Here is a 21,318-nt window from a genome sequence, read left to right as displayed (position 1 = left end):
CGTTCATCACGGTCCAAGATCAACTTGGCATACTTTCGATAAGATCTGCTTGTCGAACTCGTCGATCGTCGGCATGAGCTCCTCCGCGAGCGCGAGGATGGTCTCTTGCAGCGGTGTCAGGGGCCTGTCGGCCCACGCCGCCCGCCAACAGTGCGGTCAGCGTGTTCCATCGGACGTTTCCTGCGCGATCTCCGGTGTGAACCCCGCGGCGTGGCACGCAGCCCGCACGCCCGGACGGAGAGTGGATCCCGAAGCCGCAGGGTTGGTGACGAACGGATCGTCGCGCGGTTCGGACAGCGAGATCTCCGAGCGTTTCGCCAGGGGATGATCGCATAGAGCAGCGCCCCCCAGTGGTTCGATCGAGATCCCTCTCGTCCGGATCTCGGGATACGACAGCGCCGCCGAGACGAAACAGAGATCGAGCTTGCCGGAATAGATGTCGTCGAGGATCAGCCCGCTCGGTCTCGCCCCGTCGAGAACCAGCTCGAGTTTCGGATATCTCTTGCGCACGGTGCGGGCGAACAGAGGCGGTTTCGACTGGCCGTAGGCACCGCTGAATCCGACACGTACGCGGCCCTCCTCAGCGGGATCGGCCACCGACGCCGACTGCTCGGCCCAGGCAACGGCTTTCAGCGCGGCCCGGCAGAGCTCGAGAAATCGCTCGCGGCGGTCAGCCGAATCGGTCGTGTACCGCGGTCGAACAGCTTCACTCCGAGATGCCTCTCCAGCTGCTGGATCTACTGGCCGACCGCGGGCTGGGCTATGTGCAACGACTCGGCGGCCCGGCCGTGATTCGACACCTCGGCTACCGCGAGGAACGCGCGCATCCAGCGGATCTCCATGCTCGCACCCTGATGTCGTGCCGAAATTCGACGGTTGATTGCGATTGGCTCTCGGTCTGTTTGCCGGGTTTCGGCGCGGGGTACTTTAAAAACACAACCGCTGGGAGCAACCAATGGACACCATGACTGTCATCTGGATCATCGTCGCGATCGTCGTCGTTCTCGCCCTGATCGCGCTGGCCGTTGCGGCATCGCGCAAGCGGAACGACCGCAACCGTCAGCAGGCCGACAGCATCCGCGCGAAGGCGCAGGAGCAGACGTCCGTCGTCGAGAAGCGCGAGGCGATCGCAGAGGAGACTTCGGCCAACGCCAGGAGGGCCCAAGCAGAAGCAGAGGCCAAGGCGGCAGAGGCCAAGAGACTGCAGGTCGATGCGCAGACGCACAAGAACACGGCGACCACGTCTCGTGACGACCTGAAGCACGAGTGGCAGCGGGCCGACGAGCTCGATCCCGACGTCAAGAAGACGGACACTCCGCCGAACGATGCCAGGGCCACCGACGCCCGAACCACCGGAACGGGGCCCACTAATGCCCGGGCCACCGACGCCCGAACCACCGATGCAGGTCCCGCCAACGCTCGCCCAAACGGCACGGACTCCACGAATACCCATGGAGCACACGCGAAGCCGACCGACACGTCGTCGACATAGCGTTCGAGTTCGACACGTGCACCGGACTGGCACCGGTGCCCACACGGGAGGTCGGAAATGCGTATCGGACGGCTCGTGACGCTCATCGTGATCATCTGGCTGATCATCGGCGCGGTTGCCGTGTGGCAGCGCGGTTACTTCAAGGACGCCACGGCCGATTGCGCCAGCGCCGGAACGATCGCGGTCACCGTGCTCGCCGGCCCACTCAACTACGCGGGCGTGAACCCGAAGATCGATTGTGAAGTGCCGCAACCGAGTCAGTAGTTCCAGACCGTCAACCGAAAGAGGGAAGACCGTGATCGTTCTCGGTATCATCCTGCTCGTCATCGGCCTCGTCGCGGGGATCTCGATCCTCACGACGATCGGAATCATCCTCCTCGTCATCGGCCTCGTGCTTCTGCTGCTGGGTACGACGGGTCGCGCGGTCGGCGGGCGGAAGTACTGGTATTGACACCGGCGCTCATCGGCCGGACAATCTCAACCATTGACATTATCAATGATTGATAGATAGGTTCCTTTCGGGTATGCACGCGTGCGTCGCACGCGTTGCCGACGAAAGGAACCTTGCATGTCTTCGGTTGCACTGGAACGGACCATCTTCGACGCCGATCACGATGCGTTCCGGGAAACGGTGCGCCGGTTCGCCGAACGTGACGTGGCCCCGCATCTTCGCGACTGGGCCGATGCGGGACAGGTCGACCGGGACGTCTACCGTCAGGCCGGAAAGCTCGGGCTCCTCGGGATCAACGTCGAGGAACGATTCGCCGGCGGCGGTATCGACGACTTCCGTTTCAACGCCATCGTCATCGAAGAGCTCTGCCGCGTCGGGGCCCCCGCCGTGGTGATGGGCCTGTCGGGCATCAACGACCTCGTCACGCCGTACCTCGTCTCGCTGGCGAACGAGCAGCAGAAGCGTCGGTTCCTGACGCCCTTGTGCACCGGCAAGAAGATCGGCGCCATCGCCATGACCGAGCCGGGCGCGGGTAGCGACCTGGCCGCGATCTCCACGACCGCCCTTCCCGACGGGGACCATCTGGTCCTCAACGGCACCAAGATCTTCATCAGCAACGGAATGCTTGCCGACTTCGTGATCGTCGTGGCCAAGACGGATCCGGCAGCGGGCAAGAAGGGCGTGAGCCTACTGGTGGTCGAACACGGGACGGCCGGCTTCACCCGCAACGGACCACTGCACAAGGTTGGCCTGACCGCGCAGGACACCGCCGAACTGGTATTCGACGACGTCCGAGTCCCCTGCGAGAACGTCCTGGGCGAACTGAACGACGGCTTCGGCTACCTGCGCCACAATCTGCCGCAGGAACGCCTCAGCGTGGCCGTCACGTCCATGGCGTCGATGCGACGCACGTTCGACCAGGCCCTGACGTACAGCTGCGACCGCACGGCGTTCGGCCAGAGGGTGGCCGACTTCCAGGCCAACCGCTTCTACCTCGCGGAACTCGCCACCGAGATCGAGATCGCGCAGTGCTTCACCGACCGCTGCATCCTCGACGCCGCACACGGCACGCTCGACGAGGTAACCGCGGCGATGGCCAAATGGTGGATCACCGAGCTGCAGCAACGCGTCGTCCAGCGCGCGGTCCAACTGCACGGCGGCTACGGATACATGCGCGAGTACGACGTCGCCCAGGACTACCTCGACTGCCGCGGCGGGCCGATCTACGCCGGCACCACCGAGATCATGAAGGAAATCATCGGGCGCAAGCTCACGCGTGCCTGATGGGTGGATTACCACAGAAGCGTTGGCGATCTCTTCCATTGACAAGTTCAATGATTAATGTTTAATTGTGATCCGCGCTACACACGCGATCCGCTCTGTTGTCCCACGCTCGGCCAAGGAGTATCGATGACGGTCACCGCCACCGCCGGCACCATGCCGGCCACCCAACGCAAGAAGGAAGTTCGCAGGGTGATCCTGTCGAGCTACCTGGGCAGCACCATCGAGTTCTACGACTTCCTGCTCTACGCCACCGCAGCGTCCCTCGTGTTCGGACCGGTGTTCTTCGCCGATCTGGACCCCCTGGCCGCGAGCATCGCGTCGATGGGAACGTTCGCCGCCGGCTACGTCGCGCGCCCCCTGGGCGGAATCGTCTTCGGTCACTTCGGCGACACCCGCGGCCGCAAGGCCATGCTGCTGATCTCGATGACCGTCATGGGTACCGCGTCGTTCGCGATCGGGCTCATTCCCCCACCGGAGATGATCGGCTCCTGGGCCGCGGTGATCCTCGTCATCCTCCGCGTCTGCCAGGGACTCGCCGTCGGCGGCGAATGGGGTGGCGCAGCGCTGATGTCGCTCGAGCACGCCGAATCCGGCAAGCGCGGTTTCGCCGCAGCGTTCACCAACGCGGGCGCCCCGACCGGCGCACTGCTCGGCACGCTCGCGCTGGCGGCCGTGTCCCTCCTCCCCGACGAGCAGTTCCTGACGTGGGGCTGGCGTATCCCGTTCCTGATCTCCGCGTTCATGCTGGCCCTCGGCCTGTTCATCCGGTCCAAGGTGTCGGAGAGCCCGCTGTTCACGGCGGCGCTGAAGGAATCCGCGAAGAAGGAGACCACCCCGCCTATCGTCACCATCCTGAAGCGGCCCCGCGCGGTCGTCGTGGCGTCGATGAGCTGCATCGCGAGCTTCGGAATGCAGACCGCATTCACCACATTCGCCATCACCTACGCCGTGTCGAGCGGCGCCCCGCGGTCCGACGCGCTGCTGGCGTTCTCCTTCTGCCAGTTCTGCGCGATCTTCCTGGTCCTCGGATCGGCGCGACTGTCCGACCGGATCGGCCGCCGACCGGTCATGCTCGCGGGACTCGGCGCGATGATCCTCAGCGTCTACCCACTGTTCCTGCTGCTCAGCACGGGAGAGTTCCCGTTCATCGCGCTCGCCTTCGTCGGCTACACCATCTGCCACTCGGCCACCTACGGTCCGATGGCCGCGTTCATCTCCGAGCAGTTCGGCACCCGGGCGCGCTACACCGGAGCCTCGCTCGGATACCAGCTGGCCACCCTCATCGGCGCGGGATTCACCCCCGTCATCCTGGCGTCGCTGTTCGCGTCGTCCGGCAAATCGATCCTCCCGGTCGGGTTGTTCATCATCGCACTGTGCGTGGTCAGCGCCGTCTTCCTCGTCGCGACGAAGGAGAGCAAGGACAACGACCTGAGCGCCGACACCCCGTCGGCCTGACACACCACCCCGCCACAAGCTCGAGAGTAGTTTCGAAGACAACGAGGAGTCACCATGGACAACGAAGGCATCGGCTCGTGGCTCGAGCGCCGCATCACCATGACACCGAAGAACGAGGCGCTCGTCTTCGACGGACAGGCCGTCACGTACGAGGAGATGGCCCTGCGGACACGACGGCTCGCGCACGGTCTGCGCGCCCTCGGCGTCGAGAAGGGTGACTGCGTCGGCTTCTTCGGTTTCAACGACCCGGCGGCGCTCGAGGTGATGTTCGCGGCCGGGCTGCTCGGCGCCACGTATCTCCCGCTCAACGCACGCCTCACCGCCGAGGAAGCGCGCTACGTGCTCGGCGATTCACGCTGCACCACAGTGATCTTCGGCGATCAGCAGGCCGACGTCGCGCAGGAGCTGGCGCAGTCGGACACCCCCGTCACCACGTGGATCGGCCTGGGCGGCTCGTGGTCCACCCTCACGTACGAGGGCGTGCGGGCCGGGCAGCCGGACACCCGCATCGACGAGCACGTGGGCCTCGACGACCTGTCCGTGCTGATGTACTCGTCGGGCACCACCGGCGCACCGAAGGGCGTCATGCTCAGCCACGGCAACATGCTGTGGAACGCACTGAACCAGCTTCTCGCCCAGGACATGACGTCGATGGAACGCACACTGTCGGTGGCGCCACTGTTCCACATCGGCGGGATCGGCGGCGCCGTCACACCGACGCTGCTCAACGGTGGCACCGTGGTGCTTCTGCGCAAGTTCGATGCCGGCGTCGTCCTCGACACGATCGAGAAGGAACGCATCACCACGTTCTTCGCCGTCCCCACGATGATCCAGGAACTCTGGCACCACCCCCGATTCGCGGACGCCGACCTGTCCAGCCTGCGGGCCATCTGCGTCGCGGGGGCTCCGCTGCCCGAAGCGTTGATCTCCCCGTGGCAGGAGCGCGGCGTCGCGATCGCGCAGGCGTACGGCCTGACTGAAACCGCGCCGTCGGTGACCATGCTGTCGAGTGCGGACGTGCGCGACAAGATCGGTTCCGCCGGCAAGCGGACGTTCTTCACCGACGTCGACGTCGTCCGCCCGGACGGGTCGAGCGCCGAACCGAACGAGATCGGCGAGATCGTCGCCAAGGGCCCGAACGTGATGCTCGGCTACCTGAATCAGCCCGAGGCGACTGCCCGCACGATCGTCGACGGCTGGCTGCACACCGGCGACGCCGGATACTTCGACGACGAAGGCTTCCTCTTCATCTGCGACCGCTACAAGGACATGTACATCTCGGGCGGCGAGAACGTCTACCCCGCCGAGGTCGAGGCCGCGCTGCTGAAACTGGAGGGCATCCGGGAGGCGGCGGTGATCGGCGTCCCCCACGAGAAGTGGGGTGAGACCGGTATGGCCTTCGTCGTCGCCGCCGACGGCACGCTACTCGACGGGGAGACGGTGCGTGCCCGGCTGCGAGAAAAGCTCGCGGGGTTCAAGATTCCCACGTTCATCCAGATCGCGGAGGCACTCCCCCGCACCGCCACCGGCAAGATCCGCAAACCCGACCTGCGAACCACCGCCCGTGAGTACTTGTTAACCGCGGGCGGTTGACAAGTACTCACGGGCGGTAGCATTTCAGGGTGAAGCACATCGGGATCGTGTTGTTCGACGACGTCGAGGAGTTGGACGCCGTCGGACCGTGGGAGGTGCTGTCCGCGTGGACGCGCATGTACCCCGACGACGGATACGCGGTGTCCTGCCTCTCCGCGTCGGGCGGAAGTGTGCAGTGCGCCAAGGGCCTCGTCCTGGGCGCTCATCATTCCCACGCCGACGCGCCGCCGCTCGACGTGCTGATCCATCCCGGCGGTCAGGGCACGCGGCCACAACTGCTCGACGACGCCCATCTCGACTGGGTGCGTCGGCAGCGCGCCGACGTTCCGTTGATGACCAGCGTGTGCACGGGTTCCCTGGTCTACGCGAAAGCCGGCCTGCTGAAAGGCAGGCCGGCTACGACGCATTGGGCGTCACTGGCATTGCTGGCGGAGATCGACCCCACCATCGACGTGCGGCCGGACGATCGGTTCGTCGACGACGGCGACGTGATCACCTCGGCCGGTGTCTCCGCGGGTATCGACATGGCACTGCACCTCGTCGCCCGCTTCGCCGGAGCGGAGCGGGCGCGCGACGTGCGTCGATACATCCAGTACGAGCCGTGAGTACTTGTTAACCGCGGGCGGTTGACAAGTACTCACAGGCGCGTCAGCGCACCACGGAGAGCGACACGCGACTGGGGTAACGCGGTCCCGTATGCACGGTCTGGTGCGCCACGGCGAACTCTGCGGAGCCGAAGGCGGATTCGCCCGTGTTGAGGTTGCGGTCCCAGCGGGGATGGTTGCTGGACGTCACCTGGACCCGGATCCGCTCACCCGGCTGGAAGGTGACGGCCGTGGACCACAGGTCGATCGCGTACTCGTACACCTCCCCGGGCACGAGCAGGCTCGGTTCGGTGGACGTGTACGTCCCGGGGGTCCGGTAGGAGTCGCGGTAGCGGGCCCGCACCATGCCGTCGGTGAGCGTGATCGACGTGCCGTCCGCGGTCACCCGGCACAGTCTCACGACGAAATCGGTGTCGACCGCGCTGGACGACGCGAACAGTGTCGCGGACACTCGGCCGATCACGGTCAACGGCTCGGTGAGTGCGGCACCGGTGAACACGAGGACGTCGTCGCGGGATTCGACGCGGCTCTGTTCCAATGCGCCGGGCGCGAACGTTCCGGGCATCATGGTCGCCCCACCGACCGTCGGCACAGGATCCGCCGGGTCGTAGTCGTATTCGAAACGTCCTTCGGTCACCTCGGGGTCCGCGCCGAGGGTTCCGCCGGGAGCGAGGAAGAGTTCGGCCGTCCGCGCGGGTTCCGGGAAACGGTCATACGTCCGCCACCGGTTCTCACCCATCACGAAGATCCGGACCCGGGGCATGGCGGGTTCCTCGCCGCCGAGCACCGACGCGTACCACTGCGCGTGAACCGACGACAGGTCCTGACCCGAGTCGAGCACCGCCTGGTTCGCGGGACTGCCGAACACGACCGACCCACCGAGCCCGGAGAAGTTGGTGTGACTCCAGGGGCCCACGATCAGGTACGGCGCGGGGGCCGCCCCGGAATCACTGTGTGCCAGTTGGCCGAAGTACTGGTCGAGAGTGCTGTTCACGAAGATGTCGTACCACCCGCCGATGTGCAGTGAGGGAAGGTCGACGGCCCGGTCGCTGGCGCTGTCCCACAGGTCCCGGGTGGGGTGATCGATCGGGAATCCGAGCGATTCGACGATCGGCGACGCGAAGAACGCCGGGGCGTCGACGGCCATGTCGCGGACGGGCAGGGTGTCGAAGAACGCGTCCTCGGACATCGCCCGATCTATCCGCGCCCACGACTTCCATTCACCTTCCGCGCGTGCGGGATCGGTCCCGGAGAGTCTCGCGATCTCGGCCGGTCCGGCCGACAGGTGCCCCCACCCGAGCCGGGCACCGAATTCCACCGCGCCGCCGCGCACGAGCCCACCGGACCGCGCATTGCCGCCGGCGGAGATGCCCGGGGCGATGCCGCGCAGGGCGGGCGGCTTCTCCTGGGCTGCACGCCACTGGGTTTCGGCGAAGTACGACCGTCCCCACATGCCCACGGCGCCGGTCGAGTAGGGCAGTGCGGCGGCCCACTGCACCGTGTCGTAGCCGTCCGGACCTTCGTTCTCGGACGGTACGAACTCGCCGTCCGAACCGAACCTGCCGCGGACGTCCTGCATGATCACGACGAATCCGGCGGCCGCGACTGTGGTGGGGTTGAGGTATCCCGAGTTGACGGACAGGTCGCGGCCGTACGGGGTGCGGGTGAGCAGAACCGGGAAGCGTCCGGATCCGGCCGGGCGGTACACGGTCGAGCGCAGAACCACCCCGTCCCGCATCGTCGCCTCGACATCGTTCTCGATCAGTACATCGTGTTTCACAGGTTCGGTCACTTTCGACGGGAGTTCGATCATTTGCCGAGGTCGGTGGTGCTGATCCGGTAGGTTTCGCGGACAGTGAGCGTGGTGAGTGCACTGACCAGGCAGCAGCACGCGGTGAACACGGCCACCGGTATCCAGCCGTTCGGTCCGGGCCGGACGAGGGCCGCGGCGATGGTGGGGGCGAATCCGGTCGCCACCAGCGCCAGCTGCCCCGAGATCGCCATCCCCGAATACCGGATGCGCGTCTCGAACATTTCGGCGTACAGCGCGGGACCGACGGCGTTGACGAGCGAGTAGCCGGCCACCATCACGACGCACGCCGTGATCAGGATCAGGGCCGTCGAACGCTGGCTGACCGCCAAGAAGAATCCGGAGATGGCGACGGCGCAGACGAGGTTGCCGGTGATGAAGATCGGCTTGCGTCCGATCCGGTCGGCGAGGATCCCCGCGGCGGGCTGGGCCACGAGCGCGAGTGCGGCGGTGAGCACGGTCGCGCCGACCATGACGGTCCGGGACACACCGGCCTCGTGGGTGCCCCACGACAGGGCGAAGGCGCTGAAGATGGTGGACACCACCGCGAACAGTCCACAACCCACGACCCGCAGCACGCTCGGCCAGTGGTCGCGGAAGATTACCTTCGCCGGCATCTCCTTGGGCTCGTCGCTCGACACGGCCTCCTCGAACACCTCGCTCTCGGGCAGCATCCGGCGGATCACGAGCCCGGCGAGTGCGACGAAGAGGCTGAGCAGGAACGGGATACGCCATCCCCAGCGGAGGAAGGCGTCCTCCTCGGGCAGTCCGGAGAACACGAGGACGACCAGCGATGCCAGCAGCATTCCCGCGGCGGCGCCGGTGTTCACCCAGCTGGCCGCGAGCGCCCGGCGATGGGCGGGTGCGTGTTCGAGCGCCAGGGACGCGGCTCCCGCCGACTCGCCCGCCGCCGACGCACCCTGGACGGCCCGGAGCAGTACCAGCAGGATCGGCGCCGCGACGCCGATCGCCCCGTACGTCGGCAGGCAGCCGATGAGCGACGTGGCCACGCCCATCATCACGAGCGTCACCACCAGCATCCGCTTACGGCCGAGCGTGTCCCCGAAGTGCCCGAAGACGAGGGCCGCGAGAGGTCGGACAACGTAACCGATCCCGATGGTCGCCATCGACACGATGGTGCCCCAGAACGAACCGAGATCCGGGAAGAACAGGGTGTTGAACGCGAGCGCGGAGAAGGATGCGTAGATGAAGAAGTCGTAGTACTCGAGTGTGCTGCCCACGAAGGAGGCCAGGGCTGCCCGGCGCGCGTGGGGCGAGCGGACGCTCGTGTCGGCGCGTACGGCGCGGCCGTCGAATGTGGAAGTCATGTGGTTCCTACCTGAATGTGAAGGGCATCCGGGAGTTCGGAGAGGCCTCGAGGCGGGTGCGGCACCGGGGATCGGAGTTGTCCAGGTCACATCCGCTGCCGCCGAGGGAGACTCTGCCAAAGAAACCGATCACCGTCCAAGAGCAGTATCGGCACCGATTGATAAGCGATCGTTATTGCTCGTCGGGGACGGCGTCCGGCGACGGCAGCACCTCGGCGGCGAGGTCGAGAACCGTCTGCACGACGGGCGACACGGGACGGTCCGACCAGGCCAGCGCGGCCCGGACTTCGTATCGGCCGGTATCGAGGGGAACGAGCACCACCCGATTGGGATACGTCTGCACGTCACCCGGCACGAGCGCCACACCGACCCCCGCCGCGACGAGGGCGGTCAGCACGATACCGTCGGTGGTCTCCTGCACGATGTTCGGCGTGAACCCGGAATCCCGGCACGCGGCGAGCAGATCGCGGCGGAGCGTCGATCCGGTGGCGGCGGGATTCGCGACGAACGTTTCGTCGCGCAGTTCCGCGAGGTCGATCGACTCCCGTTCGGCGAGTGGGTGATCGCTGGGGAGCAGCGCACTGAGGTACTCCACCGAGATCTGCCGCGTGAGCACATGGGGGTGGGACACCGCGTCCGAGACGATGCCGAGGTCGAGTTGCCCCTCCCAGATTTGTTCGAGGATCTGCCCACTGACCGTCGCCCCGTCGAGGACGAGATCGATCAGGGGGTACCGACGGCGCACCGACCGTGCCAGAGAGGACAATTCGGTCTGCCCGTAGGCGCCGCTGAAACCGACCCGGACGCGACCCTCGACCGCCGGATCCGCGATCACCGCGGAATCGACGGCGCGATCGATCCCGGCGAGCGCGTCCTTGCACGGCTGCAGGAAGCGCTCCCCCGCCGCGGTGAGCCGGACCGATCGCGTGGTGCGGTCGAACAGTTTCACTCCGAGGCGCTTCTCGAGTTGCTGCACCTGCTGGCTCACGGCCGGTTGCGCGATGTGCAGCACCTCGGCCGCCCGGCCGTAGTTGAGTTCTTCGGCGACCGCGACGAACGACTTCATCCAGCGGATTTCCACGGCCGGTCAGTCCACCACGAACACCGTGAGGCGCACCTCGCCGGGAAGGCGCTCGCCGGTGCCGACGAGGATCCGCGAGCGCAGCCACGACCACCGGCCCTCGGCGGCAGTGAGCCGTGGTGTGCAGCGGAAGTAGATGCGCTCGGGTGGGACGGGCTCGCCGTCGACCAGCCGGGCGATGTCTTCCGCGGTGCCCGAGCGAAGCCCGAAGTTGGTGACGTAGATGCGGTCGCCGTCATCGGTCTCGATGGCGTACTTGGCCTCGAGTTCGGTGAGCGTGGGCGAGCTGAGCAACTGGAAGTCCGCCCCCACCGGCAACACGGTGCCCCGCAGCTCGGGGCCCTCGACCCGGCCACCGACGATGGGGATGATGCGACGTGCGCCTTCGGGCGTGGACCCGATCTCCACCGGCTCGGCAACCTGTACGACGAACGTGGCGAGAAACGACATGCCGGGCGGGGCCGGTGCAAGAAGGTCGGTCATCGCGCCCTACTCGACGAAGGTGGGAAAGGCGATGCTCTGCAACGTGTCCCGCATCTGATTGACGACCGTATCGGGGATGCCCTCGAAGTAGCGTCCGTGAGCGGCGTCGACACGCGCCTTGGCGTCGTCGCGGAGCCGGCGCCCTTCCTCGGTGGCCGCGATCAGTTTGTTGCGGCGATCCGAGGGGTCGAGGGTGCGCACGACGAGTCCGCGTTCCTCGAGTTCGTCGACCAGCCCCACGATCTGACTGGGATCGAGACCCATGGTGGCGGCCACTCCGCGCTGGTTGACGCCCTCGGCCTGTTCACAGGCGAGGACCAGGACCGAATAGGAGCGCACTCGCAGACCCGTGGGAACGAGGGCTTTGTTCACCGCGCCCAGCACCATTCCGCCGACGCGCGAGAGCAGGAACCCGATGTCGTCTGATAACGCCTGCGACTCCGCCATGCGACGACCCCCTTCTGATGACTGCCGGTAGAGTAGCAGATCTTAATCATTGACATTCTCAATCATCAATGATTACGTGTGATTCAGCGAACACGACCTTAGGAGAATCACGACATGGACCTCAGCAACAAAGTCGCCGTAGTCACCGGCAGCGGACAGGGCCTCGGACTGGCATACGCCAAGGACCTGGTGCGGCACGGCGCCGCGGTCGTGATCAACGACGTCAACCAGGCCACCGCCGACGCCGCCGTCGCCGAGATCACCGCCGCGGGTGGCCGGGCCGTCGCCGTCGTCGCCCCGGTCGGCAGCACCGAGACCGCCCAGCAGCTGGTCGCCGGCGCGGTCGACGCGTTCGGACGCCTCGACCTCATGGTCACCAACGCCGGCATCCTCCGCGACAAGGTGCTGTGGAAGATGACCGACGACGACTTCGACGCCGTGGTGGGCGTTCACCTGCGCGGCACGTTCACGTGCGTCCGGGAAGCCGTCCTGAAGTTCCGCGAGCAGGGCGACGGCGGTCGCATCATCTGCATCGGCTCCCCCGCCGGCCAGCGCGGCAACTTCGGGCAGACCAACTACTCGGGCGCCAAGTCCGGCATCGTCGGCATGGTCCGCACCTGGGCGCTGGAACTGCAGCGCGCGGGCATCACCGCCAACGCCGTCTGCCCCGTCGCCGCGACCGCGATGACCGAGACCGTCCCGTTCCTCGCCCCCTACATCGAGGGCATGAAGAACGGCGAGCCGCTGCCCGACATCATCCGCCGTGAGGTGGGGATGGGCACCCCCGAGGACGCCGCAGGCATCATCTCGTTCCTCGCGTCCGACGCGGCAGCCGCGATCACCGGGCAGGCCTTCGCCGTCGGTGGCGACCGCCTCGCGCTGTGGTCGCACCCCGACCTCACCGCGGTCGAGTACCACGACGGTGGCTGGTCGGCCGACGACATCGCCGCCCAGTGGACGGCCGCGTTCGGCGAGTCCGTGCAGTCCGTCGGCGAGGAGTTCCCCGAGGAGCTGATGGCGAAGTGAGCCGCTACGAGTACGGCATCGACTTCGACAAGATCGACGCCATCGACATCCACACCCACGTCGAGATCGACGGCTGCGGCCACCGGTCCCTCGACGACGAACTGATGGCCGCCTCGGAGAAGTACTTCAAGTCCGGAGAGGAACGCACCCCGTCCATCGACGCGATCGCCGACCACTACCGCTCCCGCAACATGGCCGCGGTCGTGTTCACCGTCGACGCGGCCTCGGCCAGCGGACACCCCACCAACTCGGTCGAGGAAATCGCCGAGGGCGCGGCCCGCCACAACGACGTCCTGATCCCGTTCGGATCCGTCGACCCCTGGCAGGGCAAGGCCGCCGTGCGGCGCGTCCACCGACTCGTCGACGACTACGGCGTGAAGGGGTTCAAGTTCCACCCCAGCATGCAGGGCTTCGAACCGAACGACCGGCGGTTCTACCCGCTCTACGAGGCCATCAGCGAGGCCGGGGTCCCCGCCCTGTTCCACACCGGTCAGACCGGGATCGGTGCCGGCCTGCCGGGCGGGCACGGCATCAAACTGCGCTACTCCGACCCGATGCTGCTCGACGACGTCGCGGCCGACTTCCCCGACCTCACCGTGATCATGGCCCACCCGGCCGTGCCGTGGGTCGACTCGCAGATCTCCATCGCCACCCACAAGGCCAACGTCTTCATCGACCTGTCCGGGTGGTCGCCGAAGTACTTCCCGCCGCAGCTGGTCAAGGCCGCGAACAGCATGCTCCGGCACAAGGTGCTGTTCGGGTCCGACTTCCCCGTCATCCAGGTCGACCGCTGGATCAAGGACTTCGAGAACCTCGACATCAAACCCGAGGTCGCGCCGCTGATCTTCAAGCAGAACGCGCTGCGCGTCCTCGGCATAAAACACTGACCCGGCCCCACCGAACCACCAGGAGACCTATCGTGACCACCGCAACCACCACCCGGGTCGCCACCCTCGCCGACCTCGCCGCACTCGAAGGCCAGCCGCTGGGCACCAGCTCGTGGATCGACATCCCGCAGCAGCGGATCAATACATTCGCCGACGCCACCGACGATCACCAGTGGATCCACGTCGACCCCGAGCGCGCCACGGCGGAGAGCCCGTTCGGCGGGCCCATCGCGCACGGCTACCTCACGTTGTCGCTGATCATCCCCATGTGGGACGAGGTTTTGACCGTCGACAGCGTGACCATGGCCGTCAACTACGGTCTCAACAAGGTCCGATTCACCAACCCCGTACCCGCCGAGGGACGCGTCCGGCTGAACGCGACGCTGCAGTCCGTCGAGGAACTGCCCAAGGGTGGCGTCCAGGTGACCGTCGCCGGGCAGATCGAACTCGAGGGCAGCGAGCGTCCCGCGGTAGTCGTCGAGGCCGTGTACCGCTTCTTCGAGTGACCTGCCCTGTGAGTACTTGTTAACCGCGGGCGGTTAACAAGTACTCACAGCTGCTATTCGGGAGCCTGATCGTCGGGCTCGACCTGTTCCGCCTGCTTCCGCTCGGACGCGTTGCCTGCAATTCCCTTCGCCTCGCGCTCGGCCACCAGCCGGTCTTCCATGTCGTCGACGAGGTCTGCGATCCGCTGGTGCTCGGGGAGGTGCTGATCGTGCCGATCCGAATTCGCCTTCATCACGCTCCTTCCGCTGGGTGCGACGTGCCGGAAATCCTGCGACTTCCGGACGCACAATTCGAACTGTACGCCGCGGGCCCGGCCGAAGCGGGCATTCGCGGCGGCACGAACTGGACGCCCGTCTTTTACACATTTTCGACCGTCGGTGAAAGCTGTTGCCGAACACCGTCTTACGAGCGCTCGGCACTCCAATGTCGCACTGCGCAACCTCATTTCGTCTTCGCCGCGGGTCCTCCACCGCTGCCGGGAGGCGACGAATTCGATGCACAATCGACACCGTCTCGCGAGTACCCGCAGCCGGCACCTCGTACTCTGGACCGGGTACCACCCGAAGGAGGACCGATATGCCGGCAGTGACCACCCCTCACGTCTATGTGCATCGCGCCGGCGATCGGCTGAAAACCAGGATTTCCTGGTTGGATTCGAAGCACTCCTTCTCCTTCGGCCAGCACTACGACCCCGACAACACACACCACGGGCTGCTCCTCGTGAACAACGACGACACCGTGCTCCCCGGTCAGGGATTCGACACGCATCCGCACAAGGACATGGAGATCGTCACGTGGGTGCTGCGCGGCTCGCTCGTGCATCAGGATTCGATCGGCCACTCCGGCATCATCTATCCCGGCCTTGCGCAACGCATGAGCGCAGGCAAGGGCATCATGCATTCCGAGAAGAACGACAGCTGGCGCCTCGACGGTGAGCAGCACCACGAGCCGGTGCATTTCGTCCAGATGTGGGTGGTACCCGACGAAGCCGGCCTCGCTCCGGGTTACGAACAACTCGAGATCGAGGACGAGATCCTCAAGGGCGGGCTCGTGCCCGTTGCGTCCGGAATGCCTGAATACAAGGACAATTCGGCGATCCGGATCAACAACAGGCACGCGGCCCTGCATGTCGCGCGACTCTTCCCCGGCGCATCGGTGACGCTTCCCGAAGCGCCGTTTCTCCACGTCTTCGTCGCCCGGGGCACCGCAGAGATGGAGGGCGTCGGCACCCTGTACGAGGGGGACGCCGTCCGTTTGAGCGCCTCCGGCGGCCAGCAGCTCACCTCACACTCCGGCGCCGAGGTCCTCGTCTGGGAGATGCACGCCCGCCTCGGCGGGTGAGTTCCCAGCAAGTTCACAGCCGGGCGGCACGCCGCGTGCAGGTTCGTGCGCCACGATCGGATCACAGCCCGATCATGGAGAGGTACACGTTGTGAACAAGGATGTCGAGAAGAGCCGTCTGCGCGTCAGCCGCCGCCGCGCACTGGCGGTCGGTGGAACGGTGAGTCTGGGTGGGCTCATCGCCGCCTGCACCGGGAACGGAAGCAGCAGCACGTCGGCGGCGGCCACGTCGACTGCAGCCGGATCCGGTGCCGCGACGACGAGCGCCGACACGGTGACCGCCCTGCTCGACCAGGCACCGCAATGCGTCCTGGCCGTCGAGGAGACGCAGGGACCGTACTGGTTCGACGTCGACTCCATCCGCAGCGACATCCGCGAAGACCGGCCGGGCACGAACCTGCAGCTCGCACTGCGCGTGCAGGATCTGACGAACTGTTCCGCGGACGGCTCCGCTGCGGTGGTGAGCAACGCCGTCGTGGAGATCTGGCACTGCGACGCGGGCGGCGTGTACTCCGGCTTCGAGTCGGGTTCCAAGGCCGCGGACCTCAGCGGCAACGGTGCCCCCGCAGGCGCGCCGCCGGCTGGCGGACCGGGTGGCGGCGGCCAGCCCCCGGCCGGTGGTCCCGGTGGCGCAGGTGGTCCCGGTGGCGCAGGTGGTCCCGGTGGCGACATGTCCGGCGGTTCGGGTGAGACGTCCGACGGGTCCTACAGCGTCGGCGACAGCGAGGCCACCACCACGGACGACGGCACCTACCTGCGCGGAGCCCAGACCACGGACGCGAACGGCATCGCCCAGTTCACCACCATCTTCCCCGGCTGGTACACCGGCCGGACCACGCACATCCATCTCAAGGTGCACATCGACAAGAAGACGGTGCTCACCACCCAGCTGTTCTTCGACGAGGCCCTGCTCGACGAGGTGTACGCGACCGCGCCGTACTCGGACCACACTGGACGGGAGAACAACGTGACCAACGCCACGGACGGCATCTACGACGACGCCGGCCTGATGACCGTCGTCACGCAGTCGGACGGCTACCTCGCGGCGATCAACCTCGGCATCGACGTCTGATCGATCCCCGGTCGTCTGTTTCGCCCTGAGCGCAGTGGTGGACCGCTCCCCGAGTAACGGTGTAAGGATGGAACGCATGACCACGGCTCAGCGCTCCGGCATCGACCTCACTCACCTCGACAACGACACCCGCGCCCAGGACGACCTCTTCGTTCACGTGAACGGCAAGTGGATCGACGACTACGAGATTCCCGCGGACCGGGCGATCGACGGCGCGTTCCGCACGCTGTACGACAAGGCCGAGGTCGACGTCCAGACCATCATCGAGGAGGCGGCCGGCTCCGGCGCGGTACCGGGGACCGACGCGCAGCGCATCGGCGACCTGTACGGCAGCTTCATGGACGCGGACGTCGTCGAGGCCGCGGGGCTCGCACCGATCGCCGGGGAACTCGCCGACGTGGCCTCGGCCGCCGACCTCTCCGCGCTCGCCGCCGTCATCGGCCGCCAGCAGCGCACGGGAGTCGGCGGAGCCGTCGGTCACTACGTCGACACGGACGCCAAGAATTCCGAGCGCTACCTCGTCCACTTCAGCCAGTCGGGCATCGGCCTGCCCGACGAGTCGTACTACCGCCAGGACGACCACGCGGAGATCCGCGCGGCGTACGTAAAGCACATCGCGAAGATGTTCGCCCTCGCCGGCGTCGACTACGACGCGCAGCGCGTGTTCGACCTGGAAACGAAGATCGCGGCAGGTCATTGGGACGTCGTGAAGCGCCGCGACGCCGAGCTGAGCTACAACCTGCTCACCCTCGACCAGCTCCCCGCCGGGTTGGACTGGTCTTCGTGGATCGGCGCGCTCGGCGGCACGTCCGAGCAGTTCGCCGAGATCGTGGTCCGCCAGCCCGACTTCCTCACCACCCTGACCGGGCTGTGGACGTCCGAGGACCTCGACGACTGGAAGGCGTGGGCGACCTGGAACGTCATCCGCTCCCGCGCCCCGTACCTCACGCAGGCACTGGTCGACGAGAACTTCGCGTTCTACGGGAAGACGCTGACCGGCGCCGAGGAGATCCGTGACCGCTGGAAGCGCGGCGTGTCCCTGGTGCAGGATCTGCTGGGCGAGGCCGTCGGCAAGCTCTACGTCGAACGCCACTTCCCGGCGGACGCGAAGGCCCGCATGCAGGAACTCGTCGCCAACCTGCAGGAGGCGTACCGGCGCAACATCTCCGACCTGGACTGGATGAGCCCCGAGACGCGGCAGGCCGCGTTGCGCAAGCTGGAGAAGTTCACGCCCAAGATCGGCTACCCCGACAAGTGGCGCGACTACTCGGCCGTCACCATCTCCCGCGACGACCTGGTCGGCAACTACCGCAGCGGCTACGCGGCGGAGTACGACCGCGACCTCGCGAAGCTCGGTGGCCCCGTCGACCGCGACGAGTGGTTCATGACACCGCAGACGGTCAACGCCTACTACAACCCGGGCATGAACGAAATCGTCTTTCCCGCAGCCATTCTGCAGCCGCCGTTCTTCGACGCCGCGGCCGACGACGCCGCCAACTACGGTGGAATCGGTGCCGTCATCGGTCACGAGATCGGCCACGGCTTCGACGATCAGGGCGCCAAGTACGACGGCGACGGCAACATGGTCGACTGGTGGACCGACGACGACCGGACCGAGTTCGGCAAGCGCACGAAGGCGCTGATCGAGCAGTACAACGAGTTCGAGCCGAAGGCGCTGCCCGGCCACAGCGTGAACGGTGAGTTCACCATCGGTGAGAACATCGGCGACCTCGGTGGCCTGTCCATCGCCATCGCGGCGTATCGGATCGCCACGGACGGGTCCGACCCCGAGGTTCTCGACGGTCTCACCGGCCTCCAGCGGGTGTTCTTCGGCTGGGCGCAGGTGTGGCGCACCAAGGCCCGGGACGCGGAGGCGCTCCGCCGGCTCGCCGTCGACCCGCACTCGCCGCCGGAGTTCCGCTGCAACGGCGTGATCCGTAACCTCGACACGTTCCACGACGCGTTCGACGTCCAGCCCGGTGACGCGCTGTACCTCGATCCGGAGGAGCGCGTCAAGATCTGGTAGCGACTACGTAGATCTCATACTCTCTGCCACTGGTGTGGCTGATGGTTGAAATGTACGTGTGTCACGGCTACCCGTATCACCGTGCGGTGGTGTGGGTTTGACCGTGTCCCACACCGACGCTTGTGGTGCAGGAACATGCTGTTTCGGAGTCACCCCCAACCGCGGTGTCACGGTGGGCAGGCTGCGGCGGACCCGGCGATGCCGCGGCCGGCTCGGGGTGGGACTGGTCTTGTCCCGGGACTTGCGGACCGGTGCGTGCTCGGCGACCCGGATCGCGGGTAGCTGACCCCGCCGACGGGTCACTTTGCCTTTGCCGAGCAGGGCTCGTTTGGCCAGGTTCACCCCGGCGATGTGGTCGCGGTTGCCGCCGAGACGGCATCCCGGGCACCATGCGGTGTGATAGCCGCCGGGGCGTGCCAGTGGTTCGTCGCAGCGCGGACACAGTGCGGAGGATCCGCGTGCCGGTACCGAGACCACCGTCACACCGACACCGGCGGCGGCGTGTGCGAGGGCGGTGACCGCTTTACGGCGGGCGGACTGCGCGGCCCGGTTGTTGTTGACCCGACCGTGCCCGCGGGTCTCGAGGGTGGTGAGGTCTTCGATCGCGATCACCTGCGCCTGGGCGGCGGTGGCGTAATCGGTGACCTGACGGCCGAAGTGAAAGGCCAGTTCCCGGTTGATCTTCCCCCGTTTGGCGCCGACCGCGTCGCGGTGCCCGTTGAGGATGGCGATCTTTTCCTCCAGCCGGGCGCGGACCTCGGGTTCGGCGGTGGCGGCGAGTTGCGTCAACCGGGCTGCTTTGCCGTGCAGCAGCTGCCCCTCGGCCTGCAGGCGCGCCAGTTTGATCCCGAGGCCGCGGTCGTCGTACGTCCAGCCCCGGTAATAAGACACCAGCCCCTCCGGGGCTTCGGTGGTGATGGCGGCGGCACCGAGCGTGGACGGGGACCAGTCCACCCCGACAGCGACGGCCGGCGATCTCAGGTCGTCGTCGGTGGGGACGAGTTCGGTCGCGGCGCACCGCCACAACAGACCCCGGTGGTCGAGGACCAGGGTCGGCAGATGCCAGTCGGTGATCGCCCGACCGTGCAGGTGCGCGGGGATCGCGGCGGTCAGCCGGACCCGCCGCCACTGCGCCCGCCCCGCCGGGGCCGGGCAGGTCGGCAGCTTCACCGTCAACACCAGCTCACCGCCTGTCGCGGTGATCTGCGCGAGCTCCCGATCGGCGGCCGAGAGCCGGGCCATCGCGCTCGTCTGCGGTGGTCGCTGAACGTCGGTGATCCGCAACCGAATCGACTGTGCCCCGTCGGTGCGGTGAACGTGTGCGATGAGCTGGCGTTGCACTCCCCGGGCGAAGCCCGGTGGCACAAAGTCCGCGACGGCGGTGGGTGTGGTCAGACGACCGGTGGCCGGGTCGAACCGCGCAGACAGTGCCGTGATCGCAGCGTCCCGATAGGCAACGGTTCGCAGGGTCGCCATCACCTGCGCGGTCACCACCCGCGTCACGCGCGAGGGCACATACACCCCGTGCGGGTAGGTCGGGTTCCAGCCGAGGCGGGCCGCGGCGACGTGACCCTCTGCGGGCAGCCTGCGGTCCTGGTGGTCCCGTCCGGCGGCGAGCACGTCGAACGTGACCGGCTGCCACAACCGCGCCACCAACTCGGTGCCGGCCGCCGCAATCAGGTCGAGCAGCCACCCCACCCTGGTGTCGACATCGTCGAGTCCGATCGGTTCGCCGGTCGCGTCGTCGACCGCCACGTGGGCGCGGGTGGTGAACGCGAACTGCCGCGACGCAGTTGATCCCGGCCCGATCATGCCGGCCGACCCGGCGCCAGGCACAACCCGAACAAACCCGGCCCGATCGGTCTTCCGAGAAGAGCTGCCATCCCCGACAAGCTCATCGATCACCCCCCTTTCCCCGCCCTCTGCCACGCCACCTCTCGCAGGGCCTCGACTGTAACGCCGACCTCCGACAAGAACCGCTCGATCCGCGCCACCTGTGAACCGGGTCAATCGATCCCGCCACACCACATCACCATCGGCTGGCCCCGGGCCGCGTCGTCGAGCATCCGGCCGCGCCCCGCCCGCTGCTCCCTCGAGACACGAACCGCGATCCTTGCAGATCCGATACATCGCACCAATATCGCTCGTCCGCAACATTGTACTGATCGGCTGGCGACGCCTCCCATCCTGCCGAACCCGGCACCCGGCACCCGGCACCCCAATAATACCTTCGCACTCTCGGGAGTCGCTCCCGCACAACCTGATACAGCCCTGCACAGATCAGCGCCCCGGCCCGCGCGGCTACAGAGTTGGGGACTCGAACCCGTGCGCCGAGAAGGCAACCGGCCCTCCGTCGGCGCCCTTGCGCACCCCAACGACCGGCAGCCCACGAATTCCGCAGACATCAATCCGCGGTGACAGACAGCCAGA

General features: G+C 67.0%; 21 protein-coding genes and 1 pseudogene. 13 read left to right on the top strand and 9 right to left on the bottom strand.

Going from position 1 to position 21,318, the window contains the following annotated elements:
- Nucleotides 1-156 precede the first annotated feature (156 nt).
- Nucleotides 157-597: a LysR family substrate-binding domain-containing protein gene (locus ACFWAY_RS36645; RefSeq protein WP_378513961.1), complete on the bottom strand. Its 441-nt coding sequence runs from the start codon at nt 595-597 to the stop codon at nt 157-159.
- Between the two features lie 32 nt (nt 598-629).
- Nucleotides 630-827, bottom strand: a pseudogene (locus ACFWAY_RS36640) (LysR family transcriptional regulator).
- 128 nt (nt 828-955) lie between these two features.
- Between ACFWAY_RS36640 and ACFWAY_RS36635 the strand changes: the two are divergent.
- The 7 genes from ACFWAY_RS36635 (at nt 956) to ACFWAY_RS36605 (ending at nt 6,880) form a co-directional block, all read left to right on the top strand.
- Nucleotides 956-1,492, top strand: coding sequence for a hypothetical protein (locus ACFWAY_RS36635; RefSeq protein ID WP_378453292.1), 537 nt, complete (start codon nt 956-958; stop codon nt 1,490-1,492).
- 57 nt (nt 1,493-1,549) lie between these two features.
- The gene (locus ACFWAY_RS36630) at nt 1,550-1,756 is read left to right on the top strand and encodes a hypothetical protein (protein ID WP_073362474.1); all 207 of its coding nucleotides are present in this window, start codon (nt 1,550-1,552) and stop codon (nt 1,754-1,756) included.
- 31 nt (nt 1,757-1,787) lie between these two features.
- Nucleotides 1,788-1,943, top strand: coding sequence for a DUF6131 family protein (locus tag ACFWAY_RS36625; protein ID WP_005263616.1), 156 nt, complete (start codon nt 1,788-1,790; stop codon nt 1,941-1,943).
- A gap of 117 nt (nt 1,944-2,060) precedes the next feature.
- Complete coding sequence (gene couH / locus ACFWAY_RS36620; protein ID WP_378513960.1) at nt 2,061-3,227, top strand: dihydro-p-hydroxycinnamoy-CoA dehydrogenase; 1,167 nt, start codon at nt 2,061-2,063, stop codon at nt 3,225-3,227.
- A 126-nt stretch (nt 3,228-3,353) separates the two neighbouring features.
- Nucleotides 3,354-4,682 (top strand): p-hydroxycinnamate MFS transporter, encoded by a 1,329-nt coding sequence (couT, locus tag ACFWAY_RS36615; RefSeq protein WP_378513959.1) that lies wholly within the window; start codon nt 3,354-3,356, stop codon nt 4,680-4,682.
- Between the two features lie 54 nt (nt 4,683-4,736).
- Entirely contained in the window at nt 4,737-6,275 is a 1,539-nt protein-coding gene (gene couL, locus ACFWAY_RS36610) for a p-hydroxycinnamoyl-CoA synthetase (RefSeq protein ID WP_378513958.1), read from the top strand.
- 29 nt (nt 6,276-6,304) lie between these two features.
- Nucleotides 6,305-6,880 carry a DJ-1/PfpI family protein gene (locus ACFWAY_RS36605; RefSeq protein WP_378453288.1) on the top strand — a complete coding sequence of 192 codons (576 nt, stop codon included), beginning with the start codon at nt 6,305-6,307 and terminating at the stop codon, nt 6,878-6,880.
- A gap of 43 nt (nt 6,881-6,923) precedes the next feature.
- On the opposite strand, the gene ACFWAY_RS36600 is transcribed toward ACFWAY_RS36605, so the two are convergent.
- From ACFWAY_RS36600 to couR, 5 genes are all read right to left on the bottom strand, one after another.
- Complete coding sequence (locus ACFWAY_RS36600; protein ID WP_378513957.1) at nt 6,924-8,693, bottom strand: CocE/NonD family hydrolase; 1,770 nt, start codon at nt 8,691-8,693, stop codon at nt 6,924-6,926.
- Nucleotides 8,690-10,018 (bottom strand): MFS transporter, encoded by a 1,329-nt coding sequence (locus ACFWAY_RS36595; RefSeq protein ID WP_378513956.1) that lies wholly within the window; start codon nt 10,016-10,018, stop codon nt 8,690-8,692. Before ACFWAY_RS36595 ends, ACFWAY_RS36600 begins: the two co-directional genes overlap by 4 nt.
- 172 nt (nt 10,019-10,190) lie before the next feature.
- Nucleotides 10,191-11,099, bottom strand: coding sequence for a LysR family transcriptional regulator (locus tag ACFWAY_RS36590; RefSeq protein WP_378513955.1), 909 nt, complete (start codon nt 11,097-11,099; stop codon nt 10,191-10,193).
- Nucleotides 11,100-11,105: 6 nt separating this feature from the next.
- The gene (locus ACFWAY_RS36585; RefSeq protein ID WP_378453285.1) at nt 11,106-11,582 is read right to left on the bottom strand and encodes a DUF3237 domain-containing protein; all 477 of its coding nucleotides are present in this window, start codon (nt 11,580-11,582) and stop codon (nt 11,106-11,108) included.
- A gap of 6 nt (nt 11,583-11,588) precedes the next feature.
- Nucleotides 11,589-12,029 (bottom strand): MarR family transcriptional repressor CouR, encoded by a 441-nt coding sequence (couR, locus tag ACFWAY_RS36580; RefSeq protein WP_009478157.1) that lies wholly within the window; start codon nt 12,027-12,029, stop codon nt 11,589-11,591.
- A gap of 114 nt (nt 12,030-12,143) precedes the next feature.
- Between couR and couN the strand changes: the two genes are divergently transcribed.
- The 3 genes from couN to couM are packed head-to-tail and all read left to right on the top strand — an operon-like array spanning nt 12,144 to nt 14,448.
- Entirely contained in the window at nt 12,144-13,055 is a 912-nt protein-coding gene (gene couN / locus ACFWAY_RS36575; RefSeq protein WP_378513954.1) for a 4-hydroxyphenyl-beta-hydroxyacyl-CoA dehydrogenase, read from the top strand.
- Nucleotides 13,052-13,942, top strand: coding sequence for a 4-hydroxyphenyl-beta-ketoacyl-CoA hydrolase (gene couO, locus ACFWAY_RS36570; RefSeq protein WP_378513953.1), 891 nt, complete (start codon nt 13,052-13,054; stop codon nt 13,940-13,942). The genes couN and couO overlap by 4 nt, the downstream gene beginning before the upstream one ends.
- Nucleotides 13,943-13,974: 32 nt before the next feature.
- On the top strand, nt 13,975-14,448 hold the full coding sequence (gene couM, locus ACFWAY_RS36565) for a p-hydroxycinnamoyl-CoA hydratase (protein ID WP_144285422.1): 474 nt from the start codon (nt 13,975-13,977) through the stop codon (nt 14,446-14,448).
- A gap of 53 nt (nt 14,449-14,501) precedes the next feature.
- Here couM and ACFWAY_RS36560 read toward each other — a convergent pair whose 3' ends face one another.
- The gene (locus tag ACFWAY_RS36560; RefSeq protein ID WP_005243850.1) at nt 14,502-14,681 is read right to left on the bottom strand and encodes a hypothetical protein; all 180 of its coding nucleotides are present in this window, start codon (nt 14,679-14,681) and stop codon (nt 14,502-14,504) included.
- Nucleotides 14,682-15,025: 344 nt separating this feature from the next.
- On the opposite strand from ACFWAY_RS36560, the gene ACFWAY_RS36555 reads away from it, so the two are divergent.
- From ACFWAY_RS36555 to ACFWAY_RS36545, 3 genes are all read left to right on the top strand, one after another.
- Nucleotides 15,026-15,790 carry a pirin family protein gene (locus ACFWAY_RS36555; RefSeq protein WP_378453282.1) on the top strand — a complete coding sequence of 255 codons (765 nt, stop codon included), beginning with the start codon at nt 15,026-15,028 and terminating at the stop codon, nt 15,788-15,790.
- Between the two features lie 91 nt (nt 15,791-15,881).
- Nucleotides 15,882-16,862 (top strand): intradiol ring-cleavage dioxygenase, encoded by a 981-nt coding sequence (locus ACFWAY_RS36550; RefSeq protein ID WP_378513952.1) that lies wholly within the window; start codon nt 15,882-15,884, stop codon nt 16,860-16,862.
- Between the two features lie 76 nt (nt 16,863-16,938).
- Nucleotides 16,939-18,888 carry a M13 family metallopeptidase gene (locus tag ACFWAY_RS36545; protein WP_378513951.1) on the top strand — a complete coding sequence of 650 codons (1,950 nt, stop codon included), beginning with the start codon at nt 16,939-16,941 and terminating at the stop codon, nt 18,886-18,888.
- 3 nt (nt 18,889-18,891) lie between these two features.
- Here the strand turns inward: ACFWAY_RS36545 and ACFWAY_RS36540 are convergent, their stop codons facing one another.
- Complete coding sequence (locus tag ACFWAY_RS36540; protein WP_378513950.1) at nt 18,892-20,700, bottom strand: zinc ribbon domain-containing protein; 1,809 nt, start codon at nt 20,698-20,700, stop codon at nt 18,892-18,894.
- Nucleotides 20,701-21,318: the final 618 nt, after the last annotated feature.

The organism is Rhodococcus sp. NPDC059968, from assembly GCF_042738615.1.
Lineage (GTDB): Bacteria > Actinomycetota > Actinomycetes > Mycobacteriales > Mycobacteriaceae > Rhodococcus_F.
Note: the sequence above shows the minus strand (reverse complement) of the source record. Positions and strands in the feature narration are given on the sequence as shown.

Coding starts and splice junctions, on each gene's coding strand:
- ACFWAY_RS36635 (WP_378453292.1), top strand. CDS start 956: ATGGACACCATGACTGTCATCTGGATCATCGTCGCGATCGTCGTCGTT.
- ACFWAY_RS36630 (WP_073362474.1), top strand. CDS start 1,550: ATGCGTATCGGACGGCTCGTGACGCTCATCGTGATCATCTGGCTGATC.
- couH (WP_378513960.1), top strand. CDS start 2,061: ATGTCTTCGGTTGCACTGGAACGGACCATCTTCGACGCCGATCACGAT.
- couT (WP_378513959.1), top strand. CDS start 3,354: ATGACGGTCACCGCCACCGCCGGCACCATGCCGGCCACCCAACGCAAG.
- couL (WP_378513958.1), top strand. CDS start 4,737: ATGGACAACGAAGGCATCGGCTCGTGGCTCGAGCGCCGCATCACCATG.
- ACFWAY_RS36600 (WP_378513957.1), bottom strand. CDS start 8,693: ATGATCGAACTCCCGTCGAAAGTGACCGAACCTGTGAAACACGATGTA.
- ACFWAY_RS36595 (WP_378513956.1), bottom strand. CDS start 10,018: ATGACTTCCACATTCGACGGCCGCGCCGTACGCGCCGACACGAGCGTC.
- ACFWAY_RS36585 (WP_378453285.1), bottom strand. CDS start 11,582: ATGACCGACCTTCTTGCACCGGCCCCGCCCGGCATGTCGTTTCTCGCC.
- couR (WP_009478157.1), bottom strand. CDS start 12,029: ATGGCGGAGTCGCAGGCGTTATCAGACGACATCGGGTTCCTGCTCTCG.
- couN (WP_378513954.1), top strand. CDS start 12,144: ATGGACCTCAGCAACAAAGTCGCCGTAGTCACCGGCAGCGGACAGGGC.
- ACFWAY_RS36560 (WP_005243850.1), bottom strand. CDS start 14,681: ATGAAGGCGAATTCGGATCGGCACGATCAGCACCTCCCCGAGCACCAG.
- ACFWAY_RS36555 (WP_378453282.1), top strand. CDS start 15,026: ATGCCGGCAGTGACCACCCCTCACGTCTATGTGCATCGCGCCGGCGAT.
- ACFWAY_RS36545 (WP_378513951.1), top strand. CDS start 16,939: ATGACCACGGCTCAGCGCTCCGGCATCGACCTCACTCACCTCGACAAC.
- ACFWAY_RS36540 (WP_378513950.1), bottom strand. CDS start 20,700: ATGATCGGGCCGGGATCAACTGCGTCGCGGCAGTTCGCGTTCACCACC.